This is a genomic window from Collinsella sp. SGI.095, from assembly GCF_050314535.1.
Classification (GTDB): Bacteria; Actinomycetota; Coriobacteriia; order Coriobacteriales; family Coriobacteriaceae; genus Collinsella.
The window spans coordinates 1-23,377 of record NZ_JBNPNG010000020.1; the positions used below are offsets into that span (position 1 = coordinate 1).

Genomic DNA, 23,377 nt, shown 5'->3' on the forward strand with positions numbered 1-23,377 from the left:
GACCCGAAACGGGACGCAGTTTCCGCATCGGCCCCCATCGGGAAGTCACATCCCAGAATGGAAGCCCGGAGTGGGATGCGGTTTCCGCTTTGGACTCCTGCCGGAAAGCGCGTCCCAGTCTGAAGGTTCAAAATGGGATGCGCTTTCCGAATCAAAGGCCTTGCGGAAAGCGCGTCCCAGAATCCGCGACCAGAATGGGACATAGTTTCCGAAAGAAGGTCCTGAGGGAAGCTGTGTCCCGTTCTGAGCTGAAATACCGGGACGCAGTTTCCCTTACAAACAGAAGAAGGCGCGCTGCCTGCGGTTGATGCAGGCAGCGCGCCTTTTGCGTTGGGCCTCGTTGAGGTTCGAAGTCGTGGCTTGCGACCTTTAGGAGCGGGCGGCCCCGTCGACGGGGAGCACGGCGCCCGTGACGTAGGAGGACATGTCGCTCGCCAGGAAAACAAAGGCGTTGGCGACATCCTCGGGCTCGCCCATGCGACCCAGCGGAATGGTGGCGATGATGGGCTTGATGACCTCTTCGGGCAGGTTGGCGACCATATCGGTCTTGGTTACGCCGGGTGCGACGGCATTGACGCGAATGCCCATGGGGGCGAGCTCGCGCGAGAGCGACTGGACCATGCCGTTGACGGCAAACTTGGACGTGGGGTAACCGACGCCGGAGGGCTGACCGTACTTGGCGACCATCGAGCTCGTGGTGGTGATGGTGCCGCCGTGGCCGGCCTCGGTCATGATCTTGGCGGCCGCCTGGTGACCGTTAAAGACAGCGACGACGTTAAGGTCCATGACTTTGGCGAACTCCTCGGCCGTGTAGTCCAAAAGCGGCGAGCGCTGGGAGATGCCGGCGTTGTTGACGACCGTGTCCAAGCCGCCCATGTCGGTTGCAGCCTGGGTAAAAGCCTCGGTCACGGCCTCGAGTGAGGTGAGGTCGCAGGAGCGGCCCCAGACCTTGGCGTCGGGATAGGCGGCCGCCAGCTTCTCAACGGACGCGTCGGCAGTCTCCTGGCGCGAGCCAAAGACGGTGACTGCGGCACCCTCTTCGATAAAACGGCAGGCGATGGCATAGCCGATACCGCGCGTGCCTCCGGTGACGATTGCTTTCTTGCCCTCGAGCAACATAGTGCTTCCTCTCATCGCGGGCGGACATTCTCAGCACAGCGTAGCGGTAGCCGGAATCGACCGCGTTTGCATATCGGTGAACGGTAGCGCGCGTTACCGATGAGCGGCTCGCGCAAATGTGCTCTGCCGTTGTGCTTAGGGCAGGAGGCAAAAGGGCTCCCGTCCCACATCGGACGGGAGCCCTCAAAGCGCGTATTGCTAGGCGAGCGTTGGGTTAGTTGGCCATGACGCCTTCGGTCCAGGCCTCGACGTTCTCGATGCGCAGGACGTTGGCGACCTCGGCCACGCAGTCGACGCTGGCAAGCTCGGCGGCGGCAGCCTGGACGTCCTTCTCGAGCGCGCGGTGCGTCAGGAAGATGACCGAGCAGGCATCGCTGACGCCCGACTTTCCGTCCTCGACCTGGTTGATGAGCGAGATCGAGATGTTGTGCTTGGCAAAGATATCGACCGTCTCGGACAGGGCGCCCACGCGGTCGGCGACCTTCAGGCGCACATAATACTTGGTCTGGAGCTCGTCCATGGGCTTAAAGGCGAGGTTGTGGCCATAGGGCTCAATCTCGGGCAGCGGAGCCACGCCGCGGCTGATCTGCTCGGAGAGCGACAGGATATCGCCCACGACGGCGCTCGCGGTGGGGAAGGAGCCTGCGCCGGCACCGTAGAACATGGTCTCGCCCACGGCGTCGCCTACCACGTAGACGGCGTTCATGGCGCCGTTGACCTTGGCAAGCATGTGGTCGGCGGGGATCAGCGTGGGATGCACGCGGACGTCGACGCCGGCGTCGGTGTTGCGGGCGATGCCGAGCAGCTTAATGGTGTAGCCGAGCTCGCGGGCCTGGGCGATGTCCTCGGCGCCGATGGTACGGATACCCTGCTGGTACACATCATCGGTGGTCACGCGGGTGCCAAAGCCGATGGAGGCGAGGATCGCCGTCTTGCTGGCGGCGTCGAAGCCGTCGACGTCGGCGGACGGGTCGGCCTCGGCATAGCCCTTGGCCTGCGCGTCGGCAAGCACGTCGGCGTAATCGGCGCCCTCGGCGTCCATGCGCGACAGGATGTAGTTGGTGGTGCCGTTGAGGATGCCGGCGATGGTCAGGATCTTGTTGCCCACCAGGTCGTGCTCGAGCGTGCTCACGATGGGGATGCCGCCGCCGCAGCTGGCCTCGCACTTAATCTGCACACCGCACGTGCGCGCCTTCTCGGCAAGCGTCTCGACGTGACGGCCCAGCAGGGCCTTGTTGGCAGAGACGACGTGCTTGCCGTGCTCAAAGGCGGTGGTGAAGATCTCGGTCGCGGGATGCTCGCCGCCGATCAGCTCGACGACGATATCGACGGCGGGGTCGGTAACGACGTCATGCCAGTCACTCGTAAAGGCCTCGCGCTCAATACCGGCTGCCTCGGCCTGCTCCCAGGCAAGCGCGCAGGCGCGGGTCAGCTTAAGGTCGATGCCGTAGGCGGCCAGGTACTCATCGTGGTGGCTCTTGATCAGACGGGCCACGCCGCCGCCGACGGTTCCCAGACCGATCAGACCGACGTTCACGGTGCGCAGGGGTTCGCTCATAGATAGCTCCTTCGTGCATCTTATAGATTGATTGATCAAGTAATGTTGAGTGCATTCTAGCGTGAACCGAGAGCGCGCGCTCGCCAGGTAACAGGAGTCGCACAAAACGGCACCCCCGAAACGCTGCGGAAACATTGGAAACATGCTCGCTACAAACGAACTTCCGTAACAAACTGTCAACGTTTGCGCCATAAGGTTTGCCCCGTACCGCAAGACGGCCGCACCGCGGCCAGCGAAAAAAGGGGACACCATGTTCAACATCAACAGCACGCTCAGCCGTAGGAACTTTCTCGCCGGCGCCGCGGCGCTCGGCAGCGCTGCCGCGCTCGCTGGTTGCTCGTCGGGTGGCTCGGACGGCGGCTCCGCCGATGACGGTAAGACCTTCAAGATCGGTGTCATCGGCCCTCTGACCGGCGCCGCGGCAACCTATGGCGTTTCGGCCGAGAAAGGTGCCAAGCTCGCCGCCAAGGATTTCTCGACCAAGGATCTCAAACTCTCGCTTAAGTCCGAGGATGACGTCGCCGACGGCGAGAAGGCCATCAACGCCTTCAATACCTTGTGCGACTGGGGCATGCAGGCGCTCGTCGGCCCCGTCACAACTGGTGCCGCCGTCGCCGTCTCGGGCGAGATCGCCGACGATATGCTCATGGTCACGCCTTCGGCCTCGTCGCTCGACGTCACCAAGGATAAGACCACGGTCTTTCAGGTTTGCTTCACCGATCCCACCATGGGCGCCAGCGCCGCGAAGTTCCTGGCCGAGAAGTATGCAGACGCCAAGATCGCCCTGTTCTACAACTCCGGCGATACGTATAGCTCGGGCGTTGCCGACGCTTTTGCCGAGCAGGCCAAGGCTTCCAAGCTCGATATCGTCGATACCGAGACCTTTAAGGACGACTCTTCCACGAGCTTTACCAACCAGCTCACCAAGGCCAAGGAGGCCGGCGCCACGCTTATCTTTGCCCCGATCTATTACACGCCGGCGTCCGTCCTGCTCAAGAACGCCAAGGACATGGGCTACGAAATGACCCTCATGGGCACCGACGGCATGGACGGCCTGCTCTCCGTTGAGGGCTTCGACACCTCTCTTGCCGAGGGTGTGCTGCTCATGACCCCGTTCTCTGCCGACGATGAGAAGAACGCCGACTTCGTCAAGGCATATAAGGACGCCTACAACGAGACGCCCAACCAGTTTGCCGCCGATGCTTATGACTGCATCCACGCGATTGTCGAGGCAATCGATGAGGCGGACATCGACATTACGGTCGACGGCGCCGACATTGCCGGCGACCTTGCCAAGGCTATGCGCAAGATCAAGATTGAGGGCCTGACAGGCGAGCTCACGTGGAACGACGAGGGCCAAGTCGAGAAGCCCGCTACGGCCTATGTGATTCAGGACGGCAAGTACATCGCCGCCTAAGTGCATATAACGAGACCGGTGGGGCCATGTTATTCAGGGCAGGAAAGCTTGTAACAAAACGGAAACATTACTTTCACACAATAAAGTCGCTAAACTGTATAAACCGACAGAAATACGCATAATTATGGATAAATGGACAAGGCAAAAGAAAAGTTGAAATAATCGCCACTTTTCTCAACTAAAGCGTCTACTATTTTGCGAACGCCGAAGACGGCGGAGGATGGCCTGTCGGGTAACCGAAACCCGACGAGATTTGAGAGGAGAGCCGCATGTCGAGCCTCACCGGTAAGTCATTGAACCCTGTTATGAATCGCAGGAGCGTTATCGCGAGCGCAGCAGGTCTGGGGGCGATGTCCATTCTAGCTGGCTGCTCCTCCAACGGCGGCGACAGCGGTTCCGCTTCGAGCGACGCTTCGTTTAAGATCGGCACCATTGGCCCGCTGACCGGTGCCGCCGCGTCTTACGGCAAGTCCGTTACCCAGGGCGTCGAGCTTGGCTGCAAGGACTTCTCCACCAAGGAGCTGCCGCTTGCCAGCAAGGCCGAGGACGACCAGGCCGACGGCGAGAAGGCCGTCAACGCCTTTAATAACCTGCTCGACTGGGGCATGCAGGCCCTCGTCGGCCCGACCACCACGGGTGCGTCGGTTGCCGTTGCCGCAGAGTGCAGTAACGACCCCAAGACATTCATGATCACCCCGTCCGCGTCCTCCGAGGACGTCACCGACGGAAAGGATTGCGTCTTCCAGGTTTGCTTTACCGACCCCAACCAGGGCGTCAACGCTGCCAAGTTCCTGGCAGAGAAGTATGCGGACGAGAAGTTCGTGCTGTTCTATAACTCCGGCGATGCTTATTCTTCGGGCATTGCAGATTCCTTTAAGGCTCAGGCCGCTGAGTCTAAGCTCGAGATTGTTGACGAGGAGACCTTTAAGGACGACTCCGCTACGAGCTTTACCAACCAGCTGACCAAGGCCAAGCAGGCCGGCGCCACCATGATCTTTGCGCCGATCTACTACACGCCGGCGTCCGTCCTGCTCAAGAACGCCAAGGACATGGGCTACGACGTCAAGATGATGGGCTGCGACGGCATGGACGGCATCCTGGGCGTCGAGGGCTTCGACACCTCTCTTGCCGAGGGTCTGCTGCTCATGACCCCGTTCTCCGCCGACGACGAGAAGAATGCCGACTTCGTCAACGCTTACAAGGATAAGTACGGCGATACCCCCGACCAGTTTGCCGCCGATGCCTACGACGGCGTGCACGCGGTGGCCGAGGCCCTCAAGGAGGCCGGTCTTGGTGTCGACGCCGACCCGACCGAGGTCGCCGAGAAGCTGCCCAAGGCTATGCTCAAGATTACCGTTGACGGTCTGACCGGCAAGCTCTCCTGGAACGACAAGGGCCAGGTCCAGAAGGATCCTACGGCGTATGTCATCACCGACGGCAAGTACGTACTGGCCTAATAGGCCGCCTTACATAGAGCGGTTTTGATCCCAAGCAGGGGAGGTTTTCACCTTCCCTGCTTGCTTGGTATCTGGGGACAACGTAACGTCCCTGTTTCATACATCAACTGGAAACCTATTCGAAAGGGGGATGTGGAACATGACGGTCTTTATCCAATACCTGGTCAACGGCCTGTCCATGGGCAGCGTCTACGCCATCATCGCGTTGGGCTACACCATGGTCTACGGTATCGCCAAGATGCTCAACTTCGCTCACGGCGATGTCATCATGGTCGGTGCCTATGTCTCGTTCTGCGCCACGTCGTATCTCGGCCTCCCGGGCTGGGCATCTGTAGTTCTCTCTTGTGTGGTCTGCACGGTTCTCGGTGTTCTCATTGAGGGTCTGGCCTATAGGCCGCTGCGCCAAGCAGGCCCGCTGGCCGTTCTGATCACGGCCATCGGTGTGTCCTACTTCCTGCAGAATGCCGCGCAGCTTCTGTGGGGCGCCACGCCCAAGAACTTCACTTCGCTCGTCACCTTCCCGGTGCCGGAGTTCTTGGCCAAGTTCAACGTAAGTGCCGTCTCGCTCGTCACCATCGTCGCCTGCCTGGTTATCATGGCCGGTCTGATGATCTTTACAGGTAAGACCAAGATGGGCAAGGCCATGCGCGCCGTGTCCGAGGACAAGGCCGCCGCTCAGCTCATGGGCATCAACGTCAACCGCACCATCTCGATGACGTTCGCCATCGGCTCCGCCCTTGCCGCCATCGCCGGTGTGCTCCTGTGCTCCTACTCGCCGGTTCTGCAGCCCACCACGGGCGCCATGCCTGGCATCAAGGCCTTCGACGCTGCCGTTTTCGGCGGCATCGGCTCCATCCCCGGTGCCTTTGTCGGCGGCATTCTCATCGGCATCATCGAGGCGATGGCGCAGGCTTACATTTCCACGAGCCTTGCCAACTCCATCGTCTTTGGCGTTTTGATCATCGTCCTGCTCGTCAAGCCTGCCGGCCTCTTGGGCAAGTACGTACCCGAGAAGGTGTAGGTGAGCGTTATGAAGTTTCTTACAGACAAGCAGACGCGTCACGACTTTGTCACGTACGCCATGTGCGTTGTGGCGTTCGCCATCGTGTTCTTTATGCAGTCTAACCACATGATTCCGCGCATGATTGTCGGTCAGCTGGTTCCCATCACGGCCTATATCGTCATGGCCATCTCGCTCAACCTCGTCGTCGGCATCGCGGGCGACTTGTCGCTAGGCCACGCGGGTTTTATGAGCGTCGGCGCCTATACGGGAATCGTCACCGCCGTCGCGCTGGAGAGCGCCGTTCCGTCCGACCCGGTGCGTCTGATCATCAGCATTGTGGTCGGCGCTATCGCCGCTGCCATTCTGGGCTTCCTGATCGGTATTCCGGTTCTTCGCCTGAGCGGTGACTACCTGGCCATCGTAACGTTGGCCTTTGGCGAGATTATCAAAGAGATCGTTACCTGCCTCATTGTGGGCGTCGATTCCCGCGGCCTGCACGTGATCTTTAACATCACGGGCAATTCCACGATCGACGACCTGCACCTGCTCGAAGACGGCACCGCTATCATCAAGGGTGCCCAGGGCGCATCTGGTGTTTCGACCTACTCGACGTTCCTTGCTGGCGCCATCCTGGTTATGGTTGCGCTCGTGATTGTGCTCAACTTGGTCCGCAGCCGCACCGGTCGTGCCATCATGGCCGTGCGCGATAACAAGATCGCTGCCGAGTCCGTGGGTATCTCCGTCACCCAGTACCGCATGATCGCCTTCGTGGTTTCCGCCGCTCTCGCCGGTGCTGCCGGAGCCCTCTTCGGCGGTAACTTCTCGCAGCTCTCCGCCACTAAGTTCGACTTCAACACGTCGATTCTCATTCTGGTGTTCGTGGTCCTGGGCGGTCTGGGCAACATGCGCGGTTCCGTCATCGCGGCGGCGCTGCTCACGGTACTCCCCGAGCTGCTCCGTCAGTTCTCGGACTACCGCATGCTCATCTACGCCATCGTGTTGATTCTGGTCATGGTCTTTACTAACAACCCGCAGCTCAAGGCGTTCTTCGCGCGCATTAAGGACCGCTTTGCTTCCAAGAAGGAGGTGGCAACCGATGCCCAGTAAGTTTGAGTTCAACAAGGGCAAGATGGTCCCGTATCCTTCTGGCGCCATCGTTCCCGACCGCGACCTGGGCGAGCGCCCGGCGCTCGAGTGCATCCACCTGGGCATTGAGTTCGGCGGCCTCAAGGCGGTCGACGACTTTAGCCTGACCATCGGTAAGACCGAGATCGCCGGTCTCATCGGCCCCAACGGCGCCGGCAAGACCACGGTCTTCAACCTGCTCACCAAGGTGTACCAGCCCACGCACGGCACCATCCTGCTCGACGGTGAGGACACCTCGGGCAAGTCCGTCTACCAGGTCAACCGCATGGGTATCGCTCGTACCTTCCAAAACATCCGCCTGTTCAACACCATGACGGTGGAGGACAACGTAAAGGTCGGCCTGCACAACCAGGAGCGCTACTCCGGCTTTGAGGGCGTGCTGCGCCTGCCGACGTATTGGAAGCACGAGAAGGCCGCCCATGAGCGCGCCATGGAGCTTCTGTCTATCTTTGATATGGAACATCTGGCAAACGAGCAGGCCGGCTCGCTGCCTTACGGCGCTCAGCGTCGTTTGGAGATCGTCCGCGCGCTTGCCACCAATCCCAAGCTACTACTGCTCGACGAGCCTGCCGCCGGCATGAACCCGTCCGAGACTGCGGAGCTCATGGCGAACATCGTCAAGATTCGCGACACCTTTGGCATTGCCATCATGCTCATCGAGCACGACATGTCGCTCGTCATGAATATTTGCGAGGGTATCTGCGTGCTTAACTTTGGCAAGGTCATCGCCAAGGGCACGGCCGAGGAAATCCAGAACAACGAAGCCGTTATTGAGGCTTATCTGGGCAAGCAGGATAAGGGGGAGAACTAAATGGCAGAGCCGATGCTTTCCGTCTACAACATCAACGTCTGGTACGGCGCCATCCACGCCATTAAGGACATCTCCTTTAACGTTAACGAGGGCGAGATCGTTGCCCTGATTGGCGCGAACGGCGCCGGCAAGTCCACGACGCTCAAGACTGTCTCGGGCCTGCTGCGCTCCAAGACCGGCTCCATCAAGTTTATGGGCGAGGACATTATCCATACGCCCGCCGACAAGCTGGTTGGCAAGGGCCTGTCTCAGGTACCCGAGGGGCGTCGTGCCTTTTTGCAGATGACGGTCGAGGAGAACCTGGAGATGGGTGCCTATACACAGCCCAAGTCCACGGTTGCCCCGGGCCTCGAGCGTGTTTACGAGCAGTTCCCGCGCCTGAAGGAACGCCGTCGCCAGGTGGCCGGCACCCTTTCGGGCGGCGAGCAGCAGATGCTCGTTATGGGTCGTGCCCTTATGAGTAATCCCAAGCTGCTCATGCTCGACGAACCCTCCATGGGTCTGGCGCCGATCCTGATCGAGCAGATCTTCCAGATTGTCGAGGATTTGCACAAGGCCGGCACCACGGTGCTCCTGGTCGAGCAGAACGCGCAGATGGCGCTTTCCATCGCCACACGCGGCTACGTGCTCGAGACCGGCAAGATCACCATGACCGGCACCGGCCAAGAGCTGCTGCACGACGACAACGTCCGCAAAGCTTATCTTGGTGGTTAATCCATCCAGTAATAGGGGCGCTGACCAACTCGGTCAGCGCCCCTTTTGAAATGATCCGTTGGCTTGGTATTTAAAGTGCGACAATGCCGTGTGGAAATAGAAGTGTCATCTGGGGGTCTATCTATGCTGTACGAGTTTTGTGCCGAGAACTTTGAGCGGGTGCCGGCGGCCATTGCGGCCGGTGCGGGACGCATTGAGCTGTGCGACAACCTTGCGGTTGGAGGCACCACGCCCTCGGCCGGCGTTATCAGCGCTACGACCAGCTATGCTCGCGAGCACGATGCACGGGTGATGTGCATGATCCGTCCGCGTGGCGGCGACTTTCACTACAACCAGGACGAGCTGCGCATGATGGAGATGGACTTGGGCCTTGCCGTAAGCGCCGGCGTCGATGGCTTGGTCTTTGGCTGCTGCAAGCCTTGTGCCGGCGGATGGGCGCTCGATGAACTTGCGTTGGGCGCCCTTGTGATGGCTGCGGGCTGCGCGACCGAGGAGTGCAAGCGCGAGCCCATCGACATCACCTTTCACATGGCGTTTGACCAGCTCTCGCCCGAGGCTCAGCTCGACGCGATTGACACGCTCGCCGACTGCGGCATAACGCGCATCCTGACGCATGGCGGTGCCGCCGGCACGCCGATTGAGGACAACCTGGAGCATCTGTCGCACCTTATCGACTACGCGGACGATCGCCTGACCATCCTTCCCGGCGGCGGCATTTCCGCGGCCAACCGCGATACCGTGGCTGCGGCACTGGGCGTCTCCGAGCTCCATGGCACCAAGATCGTGCCGCTGGAGGTATAACCCGTGCCCCTGGTATTTGACGTTGAGCAGGCGAGCGGGAAGCCCGACGACAACCGGCGCCCTGGCACCGCGTGCCCCTTTTGCGATACCGAGGAACTCGCCAATATCATCCGGCGCGACGGTGACTGTATCTGGCTCGAGAATAAGTTCAAGACCCTGCGCGCCACCCGTCAAACCGTGCTGATCGAGTCGGCCGACCACGACGCAGACCTGGTGACCTATGCGCCGGACGAGCTGCATCATGTGATGCGGTTTGCCCTGGGTTGCTGGCAGCAGATGATCGATTCACGGCAGTATCGAAGCGTGCTCATGTACAAGAACAAGGGTCCGCTCTCGGGCGGTAGTCTCGTTCATCCGCACATGCAGATTGTGGGTTTGGAGCAGGAAGATGGCTATGCTTCGCTGACTTCCGCCAATTTCGAAGGCATCAATGTCTGGCAACAGGGGAGAATTGCGGTCAACATCTCAACCGAACCGATTATGGGGTTCTTTGAGGTCAACGTTTCAGCTCCGCGGGGAATCGCCGCCAGCGATGACACGCGGGACCAAGCCGAGGCGGATCTCTTCGCCGATGCGATCCAGGTAGCTCTGCGTTATATCCTAAACGAGCACCACGGTGGCCGTGCAGAGTCGTACAACTTGTTCTTCTATCACCTGGGCGGTCGGACCATTGCCAAGGCGCTGCCGCGTTGGGTGGTTTCGCCCTACTTTGTCGGCTATCGTTTGGCCCAGGTCAATGCCGAGACGACGCTCGATATCGATGCTGAGCGCCTGCGCGCGCATCTGGAAACGCTCGTATAGCAAGACTAACACCCGCGTAATGCGGACAGCCTAGCGTGCCATGGCGTCGCGGTCGGCCTCGACGCGCTTGCGCTGGGCAGCGCGCTCCTCGCCGGTTAGACGCTCAAAGAGATGCCCGATAAGCGAGGCAAGTATCTGCTGAAACAGCGTTCCGCACATGACGGGAAATACGACTTCGCCCGGAAAGTATTGCGTGGCGATGACGGCGCCCGAAGAGATGTTGCGCATACCGCAGGTAAAGCACATGGTAGTCGTTTCGCTATACGGCAGATGCAGTGCGCGGGCGACCAGAATACCGACGACAAAGCCGCTGATGGCGAAGATCAAAATAAAGAGGGCGACTTCCAAGCGCACCGCGTTCATGTGCAGCACGTACTCGCTCATGGCGGTGGAGTTCGACGCGATAACACCCATCATCATGAACTTGCAGGCGGGCGAGAGCGCGGGGGAGAGCTTCTCGTGTCCCCATCCGCGCGTGAGTTCGTTAATTACGATGCCGAGCAGGGCGGGGATAGCGATCATGAAGGCCATGTTCTGCATCATGCCCGGCACGTCGATCGAGACGGTGGCGCCCAGCAAGAGCTTAAGCGTGAGCGGAATCGTAACGGGAGAGATAACCGAGGACGTCAGGATGATGGTGAGCGCGAGCGGGCCGTTGCCGCCGAACATGCTAATCCACATAAAGGCAGTGACTGCCACAGGTACGCTGTACTCGAGCACGATACCGCAGACTAGGTTGGGGTTGGAGCCAAAGAACAGCGACCCCATGGCATAGGCTGTTATGGGAATAAGCACCGCCGAGACCAGCAGCGCCAAAATCAGGTGCAGCGGACGGCGGAATACTTCGGCTACCTGATGGAAGGTGTTGCTGAGGGCACCTTGGAACGTCATAAAGGCAAACAGGGTGGGGACGATGGGCTTGAGTACGCCGATCTGCTGGGGAAAGAGCACGCCAAGCGTCACGCAAATCGGAACGATGATCTGCATATGCCCCGCGAGGAACTTACCCAGTCCAACCCATTGCTTCATATGCGCTTGTGACTCCCTTTGCTCGTGAATCCGTTTTGAATGGATATGCTAGACGCTCGCATGCGTCCGTGTGGCTGAAACGCTCGATTATTTCGAGGCTATTACCGCCCTCGTTTATCGAAACCACGGCGTGCTGGACGTTGTGCGTCCGCGCCGCACGGTATAATAAATCCGTTCAACAGATCTGCCTGCCGAAGCGGGCATACACAGAGGACTCATCGCTATGAACCGTGAGAGGTATTGCGGCGACCTGCCCCTATCGGGGGTGGGCGCCTATGTCATCGCTTAAGACAACGCATCGCTGGGCGGTCGCTCAGCAAAACCCCGAGCTCGAAAAGGAGCTTTCGGCTGGCCTGGGCATACCCGGGCTGGTGGCGCGCATTATGGTTGCGCACGGCATTACATCCATCGAGGAAGGCCAGCTTTTTTTGACGCCTTCGCTCGATCGCGACTGGGCGGACCCGCTCGTTATTCCGGGTATGGCGGTCGTCGTCGACCGCGTTGAGCGTGCTATTCGCAGCCACGAGCGCATCGCCGTCTTTGGCGATTTTGACGTCGACGGCATTACGTCGACTTGTCTGTTGACCGAGGCGCTGCGTTCGTTTGGCGCCAACGTCACGCCGTTTATTCCGCATCGTTTTGACGAGGGCTACGGCCTGTCGCGTGCGGCGCTCGACCGCGTTAACGAGCTCGCTCGCCCCCAGCTGATCGTGACCGTCGATAACGGCATTGCCGCCAAGGAAGAGGCCTCCTATCTGGAGAGCCTGGGGATCGATTTGGTGGTCACGGACCATCACGAGCCGTCCGACCAGGTGCCGCAGGGCGTGCCCCTGACCGACCCCAAGCTCGAGGACAAGGGTCCCTCGCGCGAGCTTGCCGGTGCCGGCGTGGCACTCAAGCTGGTGCAGGTCCTGGGCGAGCGTTTGGGCAAGCCGTCGTATTGGCGTTCGCTGATAGAGGTCGCGGCGCTGGGCACCGTGTCCGACATGATGCCGCTTACGCCCGAGAATCGCGCACTGGTCGCCGAGGGCATCCAGCAGATGCGCGTGACGGCCCGTCCCGGCTATATCGCGCTTGCCGCACTTGCCAAGGCCGACCTTTCTACCATTACGGCCGACGGCCTGTCGTTTTCGCTCATCCCCCGTCTGAATGCTGCCGGCCGCATGGCCGATCCCAAGCTGGCGCTCGACCTGCTGCTTGCCCGCGACCCCATCGAAGCGAGCGCGCTTGCCGCCGAGCTCGAGGAAATCAATCGCCAACGCCGCGAGATCGAGGCCGAGCTTACGCGCGATGCCATGGCGAAGGTCGAGGAGACTTATGACGGCGGGCGCGCAATCGTCGTGGGCGGCGAGGGCTGGCACGAGGGCGTCAAGGGCATCGTGGCGAGCCGCTTGACCAATCGCTATCACGTGCCGGCGCTGCTCTTCTCGATCGAGGATGGCGTTGCGCGCGGATCGGGCCGCTCGGTGGGCAAGATCAACCTGTTCGACGCCGTCGAGCGTTGCTCCGACCTGCTGATTCGTCGCGGCGGGCATGCCGGTGCGGTGGGTGTGACCATCGAGGCATCCAAGCTCGATGAGTTCCGCCGTCGCCTTTCGGCCGTGCTATCGGAGCTTCCCGCCGAGGACTTTGAGGACACTGACGAGGTTGCCGCCACCGTTGATCTCTCCGAGCTAAATATCGAGACCATCGAGCAAATTTCCCGTCTTGAGCCGTTTGGCCAGGGCAATAAGGTGCCGCTTCTGGCCGCCGAGGGCGTGACGATGTGCGATCGCGCCGTGGTGGGCAAAACCGGCGAGCACATGCGCTTTGTGGCGACCGATGGTGCCGCGAGTGTGCCGGCCATCATGTTCCGCGTGCCGCAGATCGATAGGCTCATCAATTGCGACAGCGCCGTCGACTTGGTGTTCGAGGCCGTGGCCGAGCATTGGCAGGGACGTGTGAAGCCCAAGCTCATGATCAAAGATGTCTTGGTGCGCGATACCGCGGCGCCCAATATCGACGATCCGGCATGTGAGCTTCGCCGCGGCGTGCAACCGGCGGATTCTGGTCTGCGCCTGGAGTCGCGTAAACGCGAGACGCTCGCCCAGCTTTCTTATACCGAGCTCACGCGCTCGCTTATCCATAGCTTTATCGGCTCGAACCAGCCGCATCGCGCGCAGGTCGAGGCACTCGACGCGCTTGCCGACCATCAGAGCGTTTTGGCCGTTATGGGGACGGGGCGTGGCAAGTCTCTGATTTTCCATGTGCATGCCGCGCGCGAGGCGGTTCTTCGCGGGCGTGCGAGCATTTTTGTCTATCCTCTGCGTTCGCTCGTTGCCGATCAGGCCTATCACCTTTCCTCGACGATGGCCGAGCTCGGCATTGGTGTCGGCGTGCTGACTGGCGAGACCGTGGAGGCCGTACGCGATGACGTGTTCGCCGGCCTTGCTTCGGGTCGCACCGGTATCGTTCTCACGACGCCCGAGTTCTTGTCTATCCACCGCGATCGATTTGCGCGTTCTGGACGTATTGGCTTCGTTGTTATCGATGAGGCGCACCATGCCGGTCTTGCTAAGGGTGGTGACCGGAGTGCATACCTCGATATGCCCGATATTCTTAAAGCCCTGGGCGACCCCGTTGTCATGGCGGCAACGGCTACCGCGACGGCTCCAGTTGTGGCAGAGCTTGCTCGCGTATTGCCGATTACCAGCACGGTGGTCGACGAGACCGTTCGCGAGAACCTACAACTCGAGGACGATCGTGACCTTGCGAGCCGTGAAAATCGCCTGGTTTCGATCGTTGCGACGGGGGAGAAGACCGTCATCTACGTGAACTCGCGCGACCAGTCCGTGGCGCTTGCCAAGACGTTGCGCAAACGTGTGCCCGACTGCGCGACCCATATCGCGTTCTATAACGCCGGGCTTGCGCGTTCCGATCGCCGACGCGTCGAGGAGGCGTTTCGAGATGGCAGCCTGAGCTGCATCGTTTCAACCTCGGCCTTCGGTGAGGGCGTCAACCTGCCCGATATCCGCCATGTCGTGCTCTACCACATGCCGTTTGGCGCGATTGAGTTTAACCAGATGAGTGGCCGTGCCGGCCGCGATGGGCAGCCTGCCGTGATTCACCTGCTCTATTCGTCTCGTGACGCTCGTATTAATGAGCGCCTGCTCGATTGTTACGCGCCCGAGCGCGATGAGCTTGTCACGCTCTATCGGGCACTGCAGACCATGTGGCGCTCCAATCGTGGCAAGACGGGAGACGATTCATTCTGCGCAAGCGATATCGACATTGCGCAGATGTGCCTTGCAATCGACGCGCGCACGCCGGTCGATGAGCGTTCGGTGGCAAGCGGCTTGGGAATCTTCGAAGAGCTCGGTTTCTGTCACGTTTCGGGGTTTGACGATACCCGTCGCATCGCGATGACCGAAAACCCCGGGCGCGTGCAGTTGAGCAGGTCGATCCGCTATTTGGAGGGCTTGCGCTCGCGCATGGAGTTCTCGGCTTTCCGGAGTTGGGCACTCGATTCGTGCGCTTCTGATATGCTTACCAAAATTAACCGCCCGATCGTACCGCGGACCTAGGGAAGGGGACCTCGATGGATGCCGCAGCCCGTACCGCCCATGATTCCGCCCTCCAGCCCTTTTCGGAGATGGAGCACTATACGCATGCCGATGATCTGCCGCCCGAGATTATGGCGGACAGCTACGACAAGCTGGAGCGCCTGTGCCTTAAATATATGAGTGAGGATGACTTCTCCAAGGTGGAGCAGGCCTACTGCTTTGCTGCCGAGAAGCACTGCAACCAAAAGCGGCGCTCGGGTGAGATGTACATTAACCATCCCGTCGAGGTGGCTATCATTTTGGCCGACCTTAAGATGGACTGCGATGTGGTGTGCGCTGCATTGCTGCACGATACCGTCGAGGATACCGATACCTCGCTTGCCGATGTTTCGGGTCTGTTTGGCGAAACCGTGGCAGAGCTCGTCGACGGCGTGACCAAGCTCACCAACATCGAAGTCGACAACATGGACGAAAAGCAGGCGCTTACGCTGCGCAAGATGTTCCTCGCCATGTCCAAGGACATTCGCGTCATCATCGTCAAACTCGCCGACCGCCTGCATAATATGCGCACGCTTGCCGCCCTGCGCGAGGACCGCCGCCTGTTTAAGGCGCGCGAGACCATGGATGTGTATGCGCCCCTGGCCGACCGCCTGGGCATGAGCTCTATCAAGTGGGAACTCGAGGATCTGTCCTTCTTCTACCTTGAACCCGACGCTTACCAGCGCATCGCCCGCATGGTGGCAGAGTCACGCGAGGTTCGCGAACGCTTTCTGGCCGAGACTATCAAGACACTTACCGATGAGCTCGACCGCATTGGCCTTGAGGGTTTTCAGATCAACGGTCGTTCCAAGCACTATTGGTCCATCTATCAAAAGATGAAGCGCAAGGGCAAGGAGTTCTCCGAGATTTATGATCTGGTGGCGCTGCGCGTCATCACCCATTCGGTGCGCGATTGCTATTCCACGCTTGGTGCCGTGCATACTTTATGGCATCCCATGCCCGGTCGTTTTAAAGACTATATCGCCATGCCCAAGGTCAATAACTACCAATCGCTCCACACGACGGTTATCGGCCCCACGGCCCGTCCGCTCGAGATTCAGATTCGAACCTACGAGATGCACGAGCAGGCCGAGTACGGTATCGCCGCCCACTGGCTATATAAGAAATCGGGCGGATCGTCTGCCTCCAAGACCAACGACGCACAGCGTCTGGACGATCAGATTAACTGGCTCAAGCACTCGCTCGATTGGGCAGCCTCTGACGAGATCACCGATGCCAAAGAATATCTGCACTCACTGAAGGTCGACCTGTTTGACCAGGAGATTTTTGTCTTTACGCCCAAGGGTGAGGTCATGGCGCTTCGTGCGGGCTCTACACCGCTCGACTTTGCCTACGCTGTTCATACCGAGGTCGGCAACCACTGCGTCGGCGCCAAAATCAACGGTGCGGTGGCTCCGCTCACGCACGAAATCAAGACGGGTGACCGTGTCGAGATCCTGACTAACAAGAGCTCCAAGCCGTCGCGCGATTGGCTCAAGATCGTCAAGACGCCTTCGGCCAAGTCAAAGATTCGCCGTTACTTCGCCGCTGCGACCAAAGACGATGACGCTGCTGCCGGTCGCGATATGCTGGCCAAGGACCTGCGCAAGCGCGGGTACGGCATCTCTACGCCGCGATCCACGCGTGCACTCAATGCCGTGGCGGAGCAGTTTAACTTCAAGCAACTCGAGGACCTGTTCGCAGCCGTTGGCGCGGGCAAGGTCGCCCCGCGCGCTGTGGGCAATAAGGTCGAGCAAATCTTGGATCCCAAGCCCGAGGAGCAGCTCACCAAGGCCGAAGCCATCGCTGAGGTCGTCAAGCAGCCTGCCCGCGGTTCCAACCGCAAACCGCAAAAGCGTGGCAAGAGCGCAAGTAACGGCATTATCGTCAAGGGCGAGAGCAACAGCGGCCTGCTGGTTCGTCTGGCGCATTGCTGCAATCCGGTGACGGGCGACGACATCGTGGGCTTTATCACGCGCGGTCGAGGCGTCTCGGTGCATCGTGCCAACTGCCCCAACGTCAAGGGTCTCATGGAACACCCCGAGCGCATGATTGACGTGGAGTGGGATGGTGCTGCCGATACGCTTTTCCAGGTCGAGATCGTGGTCGAGTGCTTGGATCGTATGGGCTTGCTCAAGGATGTCACCATCGCCATTGGCGATGCAGGCGGAAATATCCTTTCCGCCGCTACCTCGACCAACCGCGAGGGCATTGCGACCCTTCGCTTTATGGTCGAGATTTCGGACGCGAGCGGTCTGGATCCGCTGCTGGCATCCATCAGCAGTGTCGACTCGGTCTATGACGCACGCCGTCTGATGCCTGGCGAGGGTGGGGCTCAGCTTAAGCGTCGCGTATAGGCGTGACGAACGCACAACGGTAATGATATTGGCTACGTTCGAGGCATCGTTTGATGCCTCGACGCTTGTAGAAGGAGGACGTGCTCATGGTCACTGCAGCTTTGGACTTAACCCCTCGGGGTACGGCTTCGATTGAGGCGCTTGTAAACGGCCCCATTCAGACCAACAGTTACGCCGTAATCTCGAGCGGCGAATGCCTGATTATCGATCCGGCCTGGGAAGGTGAGCGTCTTGTGGAACATATCTATGCCAAGCATCCTGACGCGCACGTGCTAGGCGCTGTCTGCACCCATGGCCATGCCGATCACGTAGGTGGCGTTGCCGGAGCGCGAGCCGCCGTCGGTAAGGGTTTCCTATATGAGTTAGGTGCGAAGGACGTGTTGGTATCTCGTGAGAATATCGAGGAGCAGCGAGCGATGTGGGGCATCGATACGCCCGATCCGGGCGAGCCGACGCGATTGCTTGCTGAGGGCGATACGATTGAATTGGGTGATATCTGCCTGCAGGTGATCGAGGCGCCCGGTCACACACCGGGTGGCATTGTCTTGTTCGCCGCCACCGAGCAGGGAAGCATCGCCTTTGTTGGCGACACCCTGTTCCCGGGCAGCCACGGCCGCACCGATCTCGCCGGTGGAGACGAGGCGGCGATTCTGCGCTCGCTCCCCAAGCTCGCCCAGCTGCTTCCAGCCGATACCGTTTGTTTAACGGGGCATGGTGATTCGACCACTATGGCGCGCGAGCTCATGCAGAACCCTTTCATGCAGATGTAGCTTTGTAGTCAGCTGCTTAAGCACGAGAAGTGTCCAAACGTCAAGATATTTTCCCCAACGGGCCGATTCCGTAGGGCAAACGGTCAAAAAAAGTCTGTTTGGACGATATTCGTGAACAAACGAACGTTTACGCTCGGGTACGCCGTGGTAAAATCTCATGCGTTATCGGAGCAACCTTACAGGAGGTTTCTTTTATGCTCGTCAACGCAGCAGACATGCTCAAGAAGGCCGAGGCCGGCAAGTATGCTCTCGGTGCCTTCAACACCAACAACCTCGAGTGGACTTTGGCTATTCTCCAGGCCGCCGAGGAGGCCAAGTCTCCGCTGATCCTTCAGTGCACCGCTGGTGCCGCTAAGTGGATGGGCGGTTTCAAGGTCTGCGCCGACATGGTCAAGGCTGCCGTCGAGGCCACGGGTGTTACCGTTCCCGTCGCCCTTCACCTCGATCACGGTTCTTACGAGGACTGCTTCAAGTGCATCGAGGCCGGCTTCACGTCCATCATGTATGACGGCTCTCACGAGGAAACCTTCCAGCTTAACCTCGATCGCACCAAGGAGCTCGTTGAGCTTGCCCATTCCAAGGGCATGTCCATCGAGGCCGAGGTCGGCGGCATCGGCGGTACCGAGGACGGCGTGACCTCCAACGGCGAGCTCGCTGACCCCGCTGAGTGCAAGCAGATTGCTGACCTGGGCGTCGACTTCCTCGCCTGCGGCATCGGCAACATCCACGGCGTGTATCCCGCCGACTGGGCCGGTCTTTCCTTCGAGCGTCTGAGCGAGATCAAGGCTCAGACCGGCGACCTGCCCCTCGTTCTGCACGGTGGTACCGGCATCCCCGAGGATCAGATCAAGAAGGCCATCTCCCTGGGCATCTCCAAGATCAACGTCAACACCGACCTGCAGCTTGTCTTCGCTGCCGCCACGCGTGAGTACGTTGAGGCTGGCAAGGATCAGCAGGGCAAGGGCTATGACCCCCGCAAGCTCCTGAAGCCCGGTCGCGAGGCCATCGTTGCCCGCACCAAGGAGCTCATGGAGGAGTTTGGCTCCGTCAACAAGGCGTAAGTAGCGGTTTAACTTTCCCGTCGGAGGCCCCGTTCACCCTACGCTTTTCCCTTGCGCTCACCTGGCTTTGCCAGAAGTCGCGCAATGGGAAAAGCTCCGGGTGAACGGGGCCTCCTTCGTTAACTCGCTACAGGGTTACTGGGCTGAATTATTTATTTGACTACCGCTCAGCGGTGTTGATGGCTCCCTTGTTGGGGCTTTCTTTTTATGTCGGTACAATGGTCTCGGGTTGTCGTTCTGCGTGGGAGTGGTTATGGCTGTCGTTAATGTTTTGCCTGCCGATGGAAAGGTTGTTGCCGAGGGCCCCGTTGGTTGCTCTGTTGATGTTTGTTGTGATGATTTCCGTCATCTCGACATTGGATTGCCACCTGAGATCCTTCGTCTCAAGGACGCCGGGTACCTGGCGCAGGCTGTTGCGGCTTGCGACTGTCTTTTGGAGCAGAGCCCTGATCCCTCGTTGGCCGCTTGCGTTCGTGCCGAGCGGTATCGCATGATCGAGACGTTGTTTCATTTTTCGGTGTCGCGCGATCAGGCTATTGCGATGATCCGCGAGGAGTGGCCGGAGTTTACCGAGGATCAGTTTGACGACCTGATCGATCGCAAGCGCATCGACTGGCGCTTTATCGATGGTGAACTGTTCGTTCTCGACAACTTCCTTGATTCTTTGCGTGTGTATCCCAAGGAGGTTCCGGGCCTGCGTCCCGATTCTACGGATGGAACTGCGCTGCGCAACCAGATGCTTAAGAAGATGGAATCACAGGGCGGGCTGTCTCGTGCCATTACGCTTAAAGCGTCCGTGTCTGTTCCCGGTGCTCTGGAGGGGGAGACCGTTCGCGCGTGGCTTCCCGTTGCCGCAGCCTGCCGCCAGCAGTCTCATATCGAGATTCTCGATATGACGCCGGAGGGGGTCCTTGCCCCCGCGAACGCTTTGGCGCGTACCACCTCGTGGATTTCCTCGGCTGATCGATCGTTCTCAGTGACCTATCGTTATCTGATTGATGCCGCTTATTGCGATATCTACGGGGGAGCGCTTCCGGCGCATCCGTGTATGGACGCGCCGCTGCCCAAGGATATTTCCGAGGACCGACCGCATATTGCATTCACGCCGTATCTGCAGCAGCTGACCGAACATGTTATCGATGGTCTCGAGGATCAGCTCGACCGCGCTCGGGCTATCTATGATTATTTGACGCATCATGTCGACTATCGATACCAGCCACCGTATCTGCTTCTGGGCTCTATCGCCGATGACTGCGCGCATTCGCTTCGCGGTGATTGCGGTGTTATGGCACTCACGTTTATCACCATGTGCCGCATCGCCGGCGTGCCCGCACGTTGGCAGAGCGGCCTGTACGTTGCGCCCGACTCGGTGGGCTCGCATGACTGGGCGGAGTTCTATACACCGCAGACGGGTTGGCTTAACGCCGATGTCTCGTTTGGATCCTCGGCACGCAGGATGGGGGAGGAATGGCGCCGCCGCCACTACTTTGGCAACCTCGATCCATGGCGCATGGTGGCAAACTGTCGGTTCCAGGCAGAGTTTGAACCCGTCTTTGACGGTATGCGTGAGGACCCCTACGATAACCAGATGGGCGAGGCCTCGGTCGACGGTCGCGGATGCCGCCAGCGCGAGATGCTCCGCACGGTCGAACTCATCGAAATGCTCGAAGTTCCATTTTCGGACTAATCTACGGAAAGCTGTGATAAACTAACTCACGCAATACGTGCCCGAGTGGCGGAATTGGCAGACGCAGTGGACTCAAAATCCACCGTTGGCAACAACGTGCGAGTTCGAGTCTCGCCTCGGGCACCATACATGCAAAAGAGCGCTCAAGGGGGTTAAGGCCCCCTTTTTCGTGCCGAACTCGCGTGAGCGCGCGGAGCGTTAAGCAAACAGGCCTGTGGCCTGTTTGTAGCGGAGCGTGGCGAGGGCGCCATGCGCCCGAAGCCCGGGGCTTCGCGAAGCGAAGGCCCTTCGAGTCTCGCCTCGGGCACCATACATGCAAAAGAACGTTCAAGGGGGTTAAGGCCCCCTTTTTCGTGTACGTAATGTGATAACGAGCGGTACGTGTTATTATCGCCAAGGCGTTGTTTCCGCAATGCCCTAAAGAGGAACCCGAGGGTTCCCACCTTTTGGCGCCAATGAGCAGCTGACTGGTCATACAACTTAGATTCTCTTCCTCATATCGAGGATGTCTATGTGTACGACCTGGTTGCAAAGAAGCGCCGGGTTATTTTTTTATGAATGGAGGTAGGGAAAATAGCTAAGTCTGATGACACCCGCATCAACGACGAGATCACTGCATCTTCGTGCCGTTTGATTGGCGTCGATGGCTCTCAGCTCGGTCTGTTCGCCATCCGCGATGCCCAGCGCGTCGCCGACGATCAGGGTCTCGACCTTGTCGAGATCGCTCCCAACGCGGAGCCGCCGGTCTGCAAGGTCATGGACTACGGTAAGTTCAAGTACCAGCAGGCCATGAAGGCCAAGGCTGCTCGTAAGAACCAGTCCAAGGTCGAGGTTAAGGAAATGAAGTTCCGACCCAAGATCGACGTTGGCGACTACGAGACCAAGAAGGGCCACGTTCTGCGTTTCCTCAAGAAGGGCGCACGCGTTAAGATCACCATCATGTTCCGCGGCCGTGAGATGGCTCACCCGGAGCAGGGTCTTAACGTTCTCGAGCGTCTCGCCGAGGATCTTAAGCCTTACGCTACGGTCGAGTCCAAGCCTAAGATGGAAGGCCGTAACATGCTTATGCTGCTCGCCCCGATTAAGGGCGCCTTTGATGAGGATAAAGCGGCAAGTGATACTAAGTAACTAGTGTTCTGTAACCGATTAAGGAGTATTTCATGCCTAAGATGAAGTCCCACAGCGGCACCAAGAAGCGTTTCCGCAAGACTGGTACCGGCAAGCTTATGCGCGCCAAGGCTTTCAAGAGCCACATCCTGAGCAAGAAGTCCACCAAGCGTAAGCGTGGCTTCCGTCAGGAGACCGAGATCGCCGCTGCCGACCGCAAGGTCATCAAGTCGCGTCTCGCCTAAGTTAGCGTTCCCGTTTTTCGTTTAACCGTCTAGGAGTTGATAGAACATGGCACGTATCAAGCGCGCTGTTGCCGCCAAGAAGAAGCGCCGTACCGTTATGCACCGTGCGAAGGGTTACTATGGTGCCGCTTCGCGTACTTACAAGCATGCTAAAGAGCAGGTCCAGCACTCTCTGCAGTATCAGTACCGTGACCGCCGCAATAAGAAGCGCGAGATTCGCTCTCTCTGGATCACCCGTATCAACGCTGCTGCTCGCCTGAACGACATCTCTTACTCTCAGTTCATGCACGGCCTGAAGGTCGCCGGTATCGAGCTCGACCGCAAGGTCCTGGCTCAGATGGCATACGAGGACATCGAGTCCTTCAACGAGCTGGCTACCATCGCCAAGAAGGCTCTCGAGGCCTAATTGATTCTCTTGAATCGCTAGGGGAGTGTCGCGCTGTGCGCGGCGCTCCCTCTTTTTATCTAAGGCGCTGGTTTATATCGCAAAAGCGCGGGTAGATAGACACTTACAGGTGACCGATCTTTATATATCTCTTAGCCGAAGGGTCATCATCTGATACGTGCAGTATTTCTGCACCAGCCTTTCTATTACTTATATAGGAAGATAGGAAGCGATATATTGTGTAGGACTTGTGAAGAGTGGAATTGACGTCCCACATCGCTTCGCGGTCTGGCAATATATCTCCTTGCCGCGCGGCCCGGTCGGACCG

Annotated in this window: 19 protein-coding genes and 1 tRNA gene; 17 read left to right on the top strand and 3 right to left on the bottom strand. The window is 59.4% G+C overall.

The genetic code is table 11. The annotated features are described in order from the left end of the window. Positions 1-369 precede the first annotated feature (369 nt). Together ACQRCA_RS07305 and ACQRCA_RS07310 are read right to left on the bottom strand one after the other, a co-directional pair. Positions 370-1,119 (bottom strand): SDR family NAD(P)-dependent oxidoreductase, encoded by a 750-nt coding sequence (locus ACQRCA_RS07305; protein WP_427719712.1) that lies wholly within the window; start codon positions 1,117-1,119, stop codon positions 370-372. Positions 1,120-1,333: 214 nt separating this feature from the next. After that, on the bottom strand, positions 1,334-2,677 hold the full coding sequence (locus tag ACQRCA_RS07310; RefSeq protein ID WP_427719713.1) for a homoserine dehydrogenase: 1,344 nt from the start codon (positions 2,675-2,677) through the stop codon (positions 1,334-1,336). A gap of 250 nt (positions 2,678-2,927) precedes the next feature. On the opposite strand from ACQRCA_RS07310, the gene ACQRCA_RS07315 reads away from it, so the two are divergent. The 8 genes from ACQRCA_RS07315 to ACQRCA_RS07350 all read left to right on the top strand — a co-directional run bounded on the left by ACQRCA_RS07315 (position 2,928) and on the right by ACQRCA_RS07350 (position 10,827). Further along, on the top strand, positions 2,928-4,094 hold the full coding sequence (locus ACQRCA_RS07315; RefSeq protein WP_427719714.1) for an ABC transporter substrate-binding protein: 1,167 nt from the start codon (positions 2,928-2,930) through the stop codon (positions 4,092-4,094). 269 nt (positions 4,095-4,363) lie between these two features. Continuing rightward, a complete protein-coding gene (locus tag ACQRCA_RS07320) occupies positions 4,364-5,551 on the top strand; it encodes an ABC transporter substrate-binding protein (RefSeq protein ID WP_427719715.1) in 1,188 nt (395 codons plus the stop codon). Positions 5,552-5,690: 139 nt separating this feature from the next. After that, a complete protein-coding gene (locus tag ACQRCA_RS07325; protein WP_154517188.1) occupies positions 5,691-6,572 on the top strand; it encodes a branched-chain amino acid ABC transporter permease in 882 nt (293 codons plus the stop codon). Positions 6,573-6,581: 9 nt separating this feature from the next. Further along, positions 6,582-7,661 (top strand): branched-chain amino acid ABC transporter permease, encoded by a 1,080-nt coding sequence (locus ACQRCA_RS07330; protein ID WP_427719716.1) that lies wholly within the window; start codon positions 6,582-6,584, stop codon positions 7,659-7,661. Then, complete coding sequence (locus ACQRCA_RS07335; RefSeq protein ID WP_427719717.1) at positions 7,651-8,511, top strand: ABC transporter ATP-binding protein; 861 nt, start codon at positions 7,651-7,653, stop codon at positions 8,509-8,511. The genes ACQRCA_RS07330 and ACQRCA_RS07335 overlap by 11 nt, the downstream gene beginning before the upstream one ends. Continuing rightward, entirely contained in the window at positions 8,512-9,225 is a 714-nt protein-coding gene (locus tag ACQRCA_RS07340) for an ABC transporter ATP-binding protein (RefSeq protein WP_229770701.1), read from the top strand. It abuts the gene before it with no gap. Positions 9,226-9,348: 123 nt separating this feature from the next. Then, on the top strand, positions 9,349-10,026 hold the full coding sequence (locus tag ACQRCA_RS07345) for a copper homeostasis protein CutC (RefSeq protein WP_427719718.1): 678 nt from the start codon (positions 9,349-9,351) through the stop codon (positions 10,024-10,026). Positions 10,027-10,029: 3 nt separating this feature from the next. Further along, positions 10,030-10,827, top strand: a complete 798-nt coding sequence (locus tag ACQRCA_RS07350; protein ID WP_427719719.1) for a DUF4931 domain-containing protein — start codon at positions 10,030-10,032, stop codon at positions 10,825-10,827. A gap of 30 nt (positions 10,828-10,857) precedes the next feature. Here the strand turns inward: ACQRCA_RS07350 and ACQRCA_RS07355 are convergent, their stop codons facing one another. Further along, entirely contained in the window at positions 10,858-11,856 is a 999-nt protein-coding gene (locus tag ACQRCA_RS07355; RefSeq protein WP_427719720.1) for a bile acid:sodium symporter family protein, read from the bottom strand. Positions 11,857-12,131: 275 nt separating this feature from the next. Here ACQRCA_RS07355 and recJ point away from each other — a divergent pair, with 275 nt between their 5' ends. The 9 genes from recJ to rplT all read left to right on the top strand — a co-directional run bounded on the left by recJ (position 12,132) and on the right by rplT (position 23,070). After that, positions 12,132-15,419 carry a single-stranded-DNA-specific exonuclease RecJ gene (gene recJ, locus ACQRCA_RS07360; RefSeq protein WP_427719721.1) on the top strand — a complete coding sequence of 1,096 codons (3,288 nt, stop codon included), beginning with the start codon at positions 12,132-12,134 and terminating at the stop codon, positions 15,417-15,419. A 14-nt stretch (positions 15,420-15,433) separates the two neighbouring features. Continuing rightward, positions 15,434-17,794: a RelA/SpoT family protein gene (locus ACQRCA_RS07365; protein ID WP_154517206.1), complete on the top strand. Its 2,361-nt coding sequence runs from the start codon at positions 15,434-15,436 to the stop codon at positions 17,792-17,794. 86 nt (positions 17,795-17,880) lie between these two features. After that, entirely contained in the window at positions 17,881-18,564 is a 684-nt protein-coding gene (locus ACQRCA_RS07370) for an MBL fold metallo-hydrolase (protein WP_427719722.1), read from the top strand. 194 nt (positions 18,565-18,758) lie between these two features. Then, positions 18,759-19,625, top strand: coding sequence for a class II fructose-1,6-bisphosphate aldolase (gene fba, locus ACQRCA_RS07375; protein ID WP_154517212.1), 867 nt, complete (start codon positions 18,759-18,761; stop codon positions 19,623-19,625). Between the two features lie 253 nt (positions 19,626-19,878). Beyond that, positions 19,879-21,312, top strand: a complete 1,434-nt coding sequence (locus ACQRCA_RS07380) for a transglutaminase-like domain-containing protein (RefSeq protein WP_427719723.1) — start codon at positions 19,879-19,881, stop codon at positions 21,310-21,312. 39 nt (positions 21,313-21,351) lie between these two features. Beyond that, positions 21,352-21,438 (top strand) — tRNA-Leu (locus ACQRCA_RS07385). Between the two features lie 432 nt (positions 21,439-21,870). Continuing rightward, positions 21,871-22,440, top strand: coding sequence for a translation initiation factor IF-3 (infC, locus tag ACQRCA_RS07390; protein ID WP_006234423.1), 570 nt, complete (start codon positions 21,871-21,873; stop codon positions 22,438-22,440). A 32-nt stretch (positions 22,441-22,472) separates the two neighbouring features. Next, positions 22,473-22,664 (top strand): 50S ribosomal protein L35, encoded by a 192-nt coding sequence (gene rpmI / locus ACQRCA_RS07395; protein ID WP_006234422.1) that lies wholly within the window; start codon positions 22,473-22,475, stop codon positions 22,662-22,664. 46 nt (positions 22,665-22,710) lie between these two features. Beyond that, entirely contained in the window at positions 22,711-23,070 is a 360-nt protein-coding gene (gene rplT / locus ACQRCA_RS07400) for a 50S ribosomal protein L20 (protein ID WP_006234421.1), read from the top strand. Positions 23,071-23,377 lie beyond the last annotated feature (307 nt).

Bases quoted from the DNA above. Each gene is read 5' to 3' on its own strand.
- ACQRCA_RS07365 (WP_154517206.1), top strand. From the start codon at position 15,434: ATGGATGCCGCAGCCCGTACCGCCCATGATTCCGCCCTCCAGCCCTTT.
- ACQRCA_RS07325 (WP_154517188.1), top strand. From the start codon at position 5,691: ATGACGGTCTTTATCCAATACCTGGTCAACGGCCTGTCCATGGGCAGC.
- ACQRCA_RS07320 (WP_427719715.1), top strand. From the start codon at position 4,364: ATGTCGAGCCTCACCGGTAAGTCATTGAACCCTGTTATGAATCGCAGG.
- ACQRCA_RS07340 (WP_229770701.1), top strand. From the start codon at position 8,512: ATGGCAGAGCCGATGCTTTCCGTCTACAACATCAACGTCTGGTACGGC.
- infC (WP_006234423.1), top strand. From the start codon at position 21,871: ATGGAGGTAGGGAAAATAGCTAAGTCTGATGACACCCGCATCAACGAC.
- ACQRCA_RS07315 (WP_427719714.1), top strand. From the start codon at position 2,928: ATGTTCAACATCAACAGCACGCTCAGCCGTAGGAACTTTCTCGCCGGC.
- ACQRCA_RS07305 (WP_427719712.1), bottom strand. From the start codon at position 1,119: ATGTTGCTCGAGGGCAAGAAAGCAATCGTCACCGGAGGCACGCGCGGT.
- ACQRCA_RS07310 (WP_427719713.1), bottom strand. From the start codon at position 2,677: ATGAGCGAACCCCTGCGCACCGTGAACGTCGGTCTGATCGGTCTGGGA.
- ACQRCA_RS07335 (WP_427719717.1), top strand. From the start codon at position 7,651: ATGCCCAGTAAGTTTGAGTTCAACAAGGGCAAGATGGTCCCGTATCCT.
- rplT (WP_006234421.1), top strand. From the start codon at position 22,711: ATGGCACGTATCAAGCGCGCTGTTGCCGCCAAGAAGAAGCGCCGTACC.
- ACQRCA_RS07330 (WP_427719716.1), top strand. From the start codon at position 6,582: ATGAAGTTTCTTACAGACAAGCAGACGCGTCACGACTTTGTCACGTAC.
- ACQRCA_RS07380 (WP_427719723.1), top strand. From the start codon at position 19,879: ATGGCTGTCGTTAATGTTTTGCCTGCCGATGGAAAGGTTGTTGCCGAG.
- rpmI (WP_006234422.1), top strand. From the start codon at position 22,473: ATGCCTAAGATGAAGTCCCACAGCGGCACCAAGAAGCGTTTCCGCAAG.
- ACQRCA_RS07355 (WP_427719720.1), bottom strand. From the start codon at position 11,856: ATGAAGCAATGGGTTGGACTGGGTAAGTTCCTCGCGGGGCATATGCAG.
- fba (WP_154517212.1), top strand. From the start codon at position 18,759: ATGCTCGTCAACGCAGCAGACATGCTCAAGAAGGCCGAGGCCGGCAAG.
- recJ (WP_427719721.1), top strand. From the start codon at position 12,132: ATGTCATCGCTTAAGACAACGCATCGCTGGGCGGTCGCTCAGCAAAAC.
- ACQRCA_RS07345 (WP_427719718.1), top strand. From the start codon at position 9,349: ATGCTGTACGAGTTTTGTGCCGAGAACTTTGAGCGGGTGCCGGCGGCC.
- ACQRCA_RS07370 (WP_427719722.1), top strand. From the start codon at position 17,881: ATGGTCACTGCAGCTTTGGACTTAACCCCTCGGGGTACGGCTTCGATT.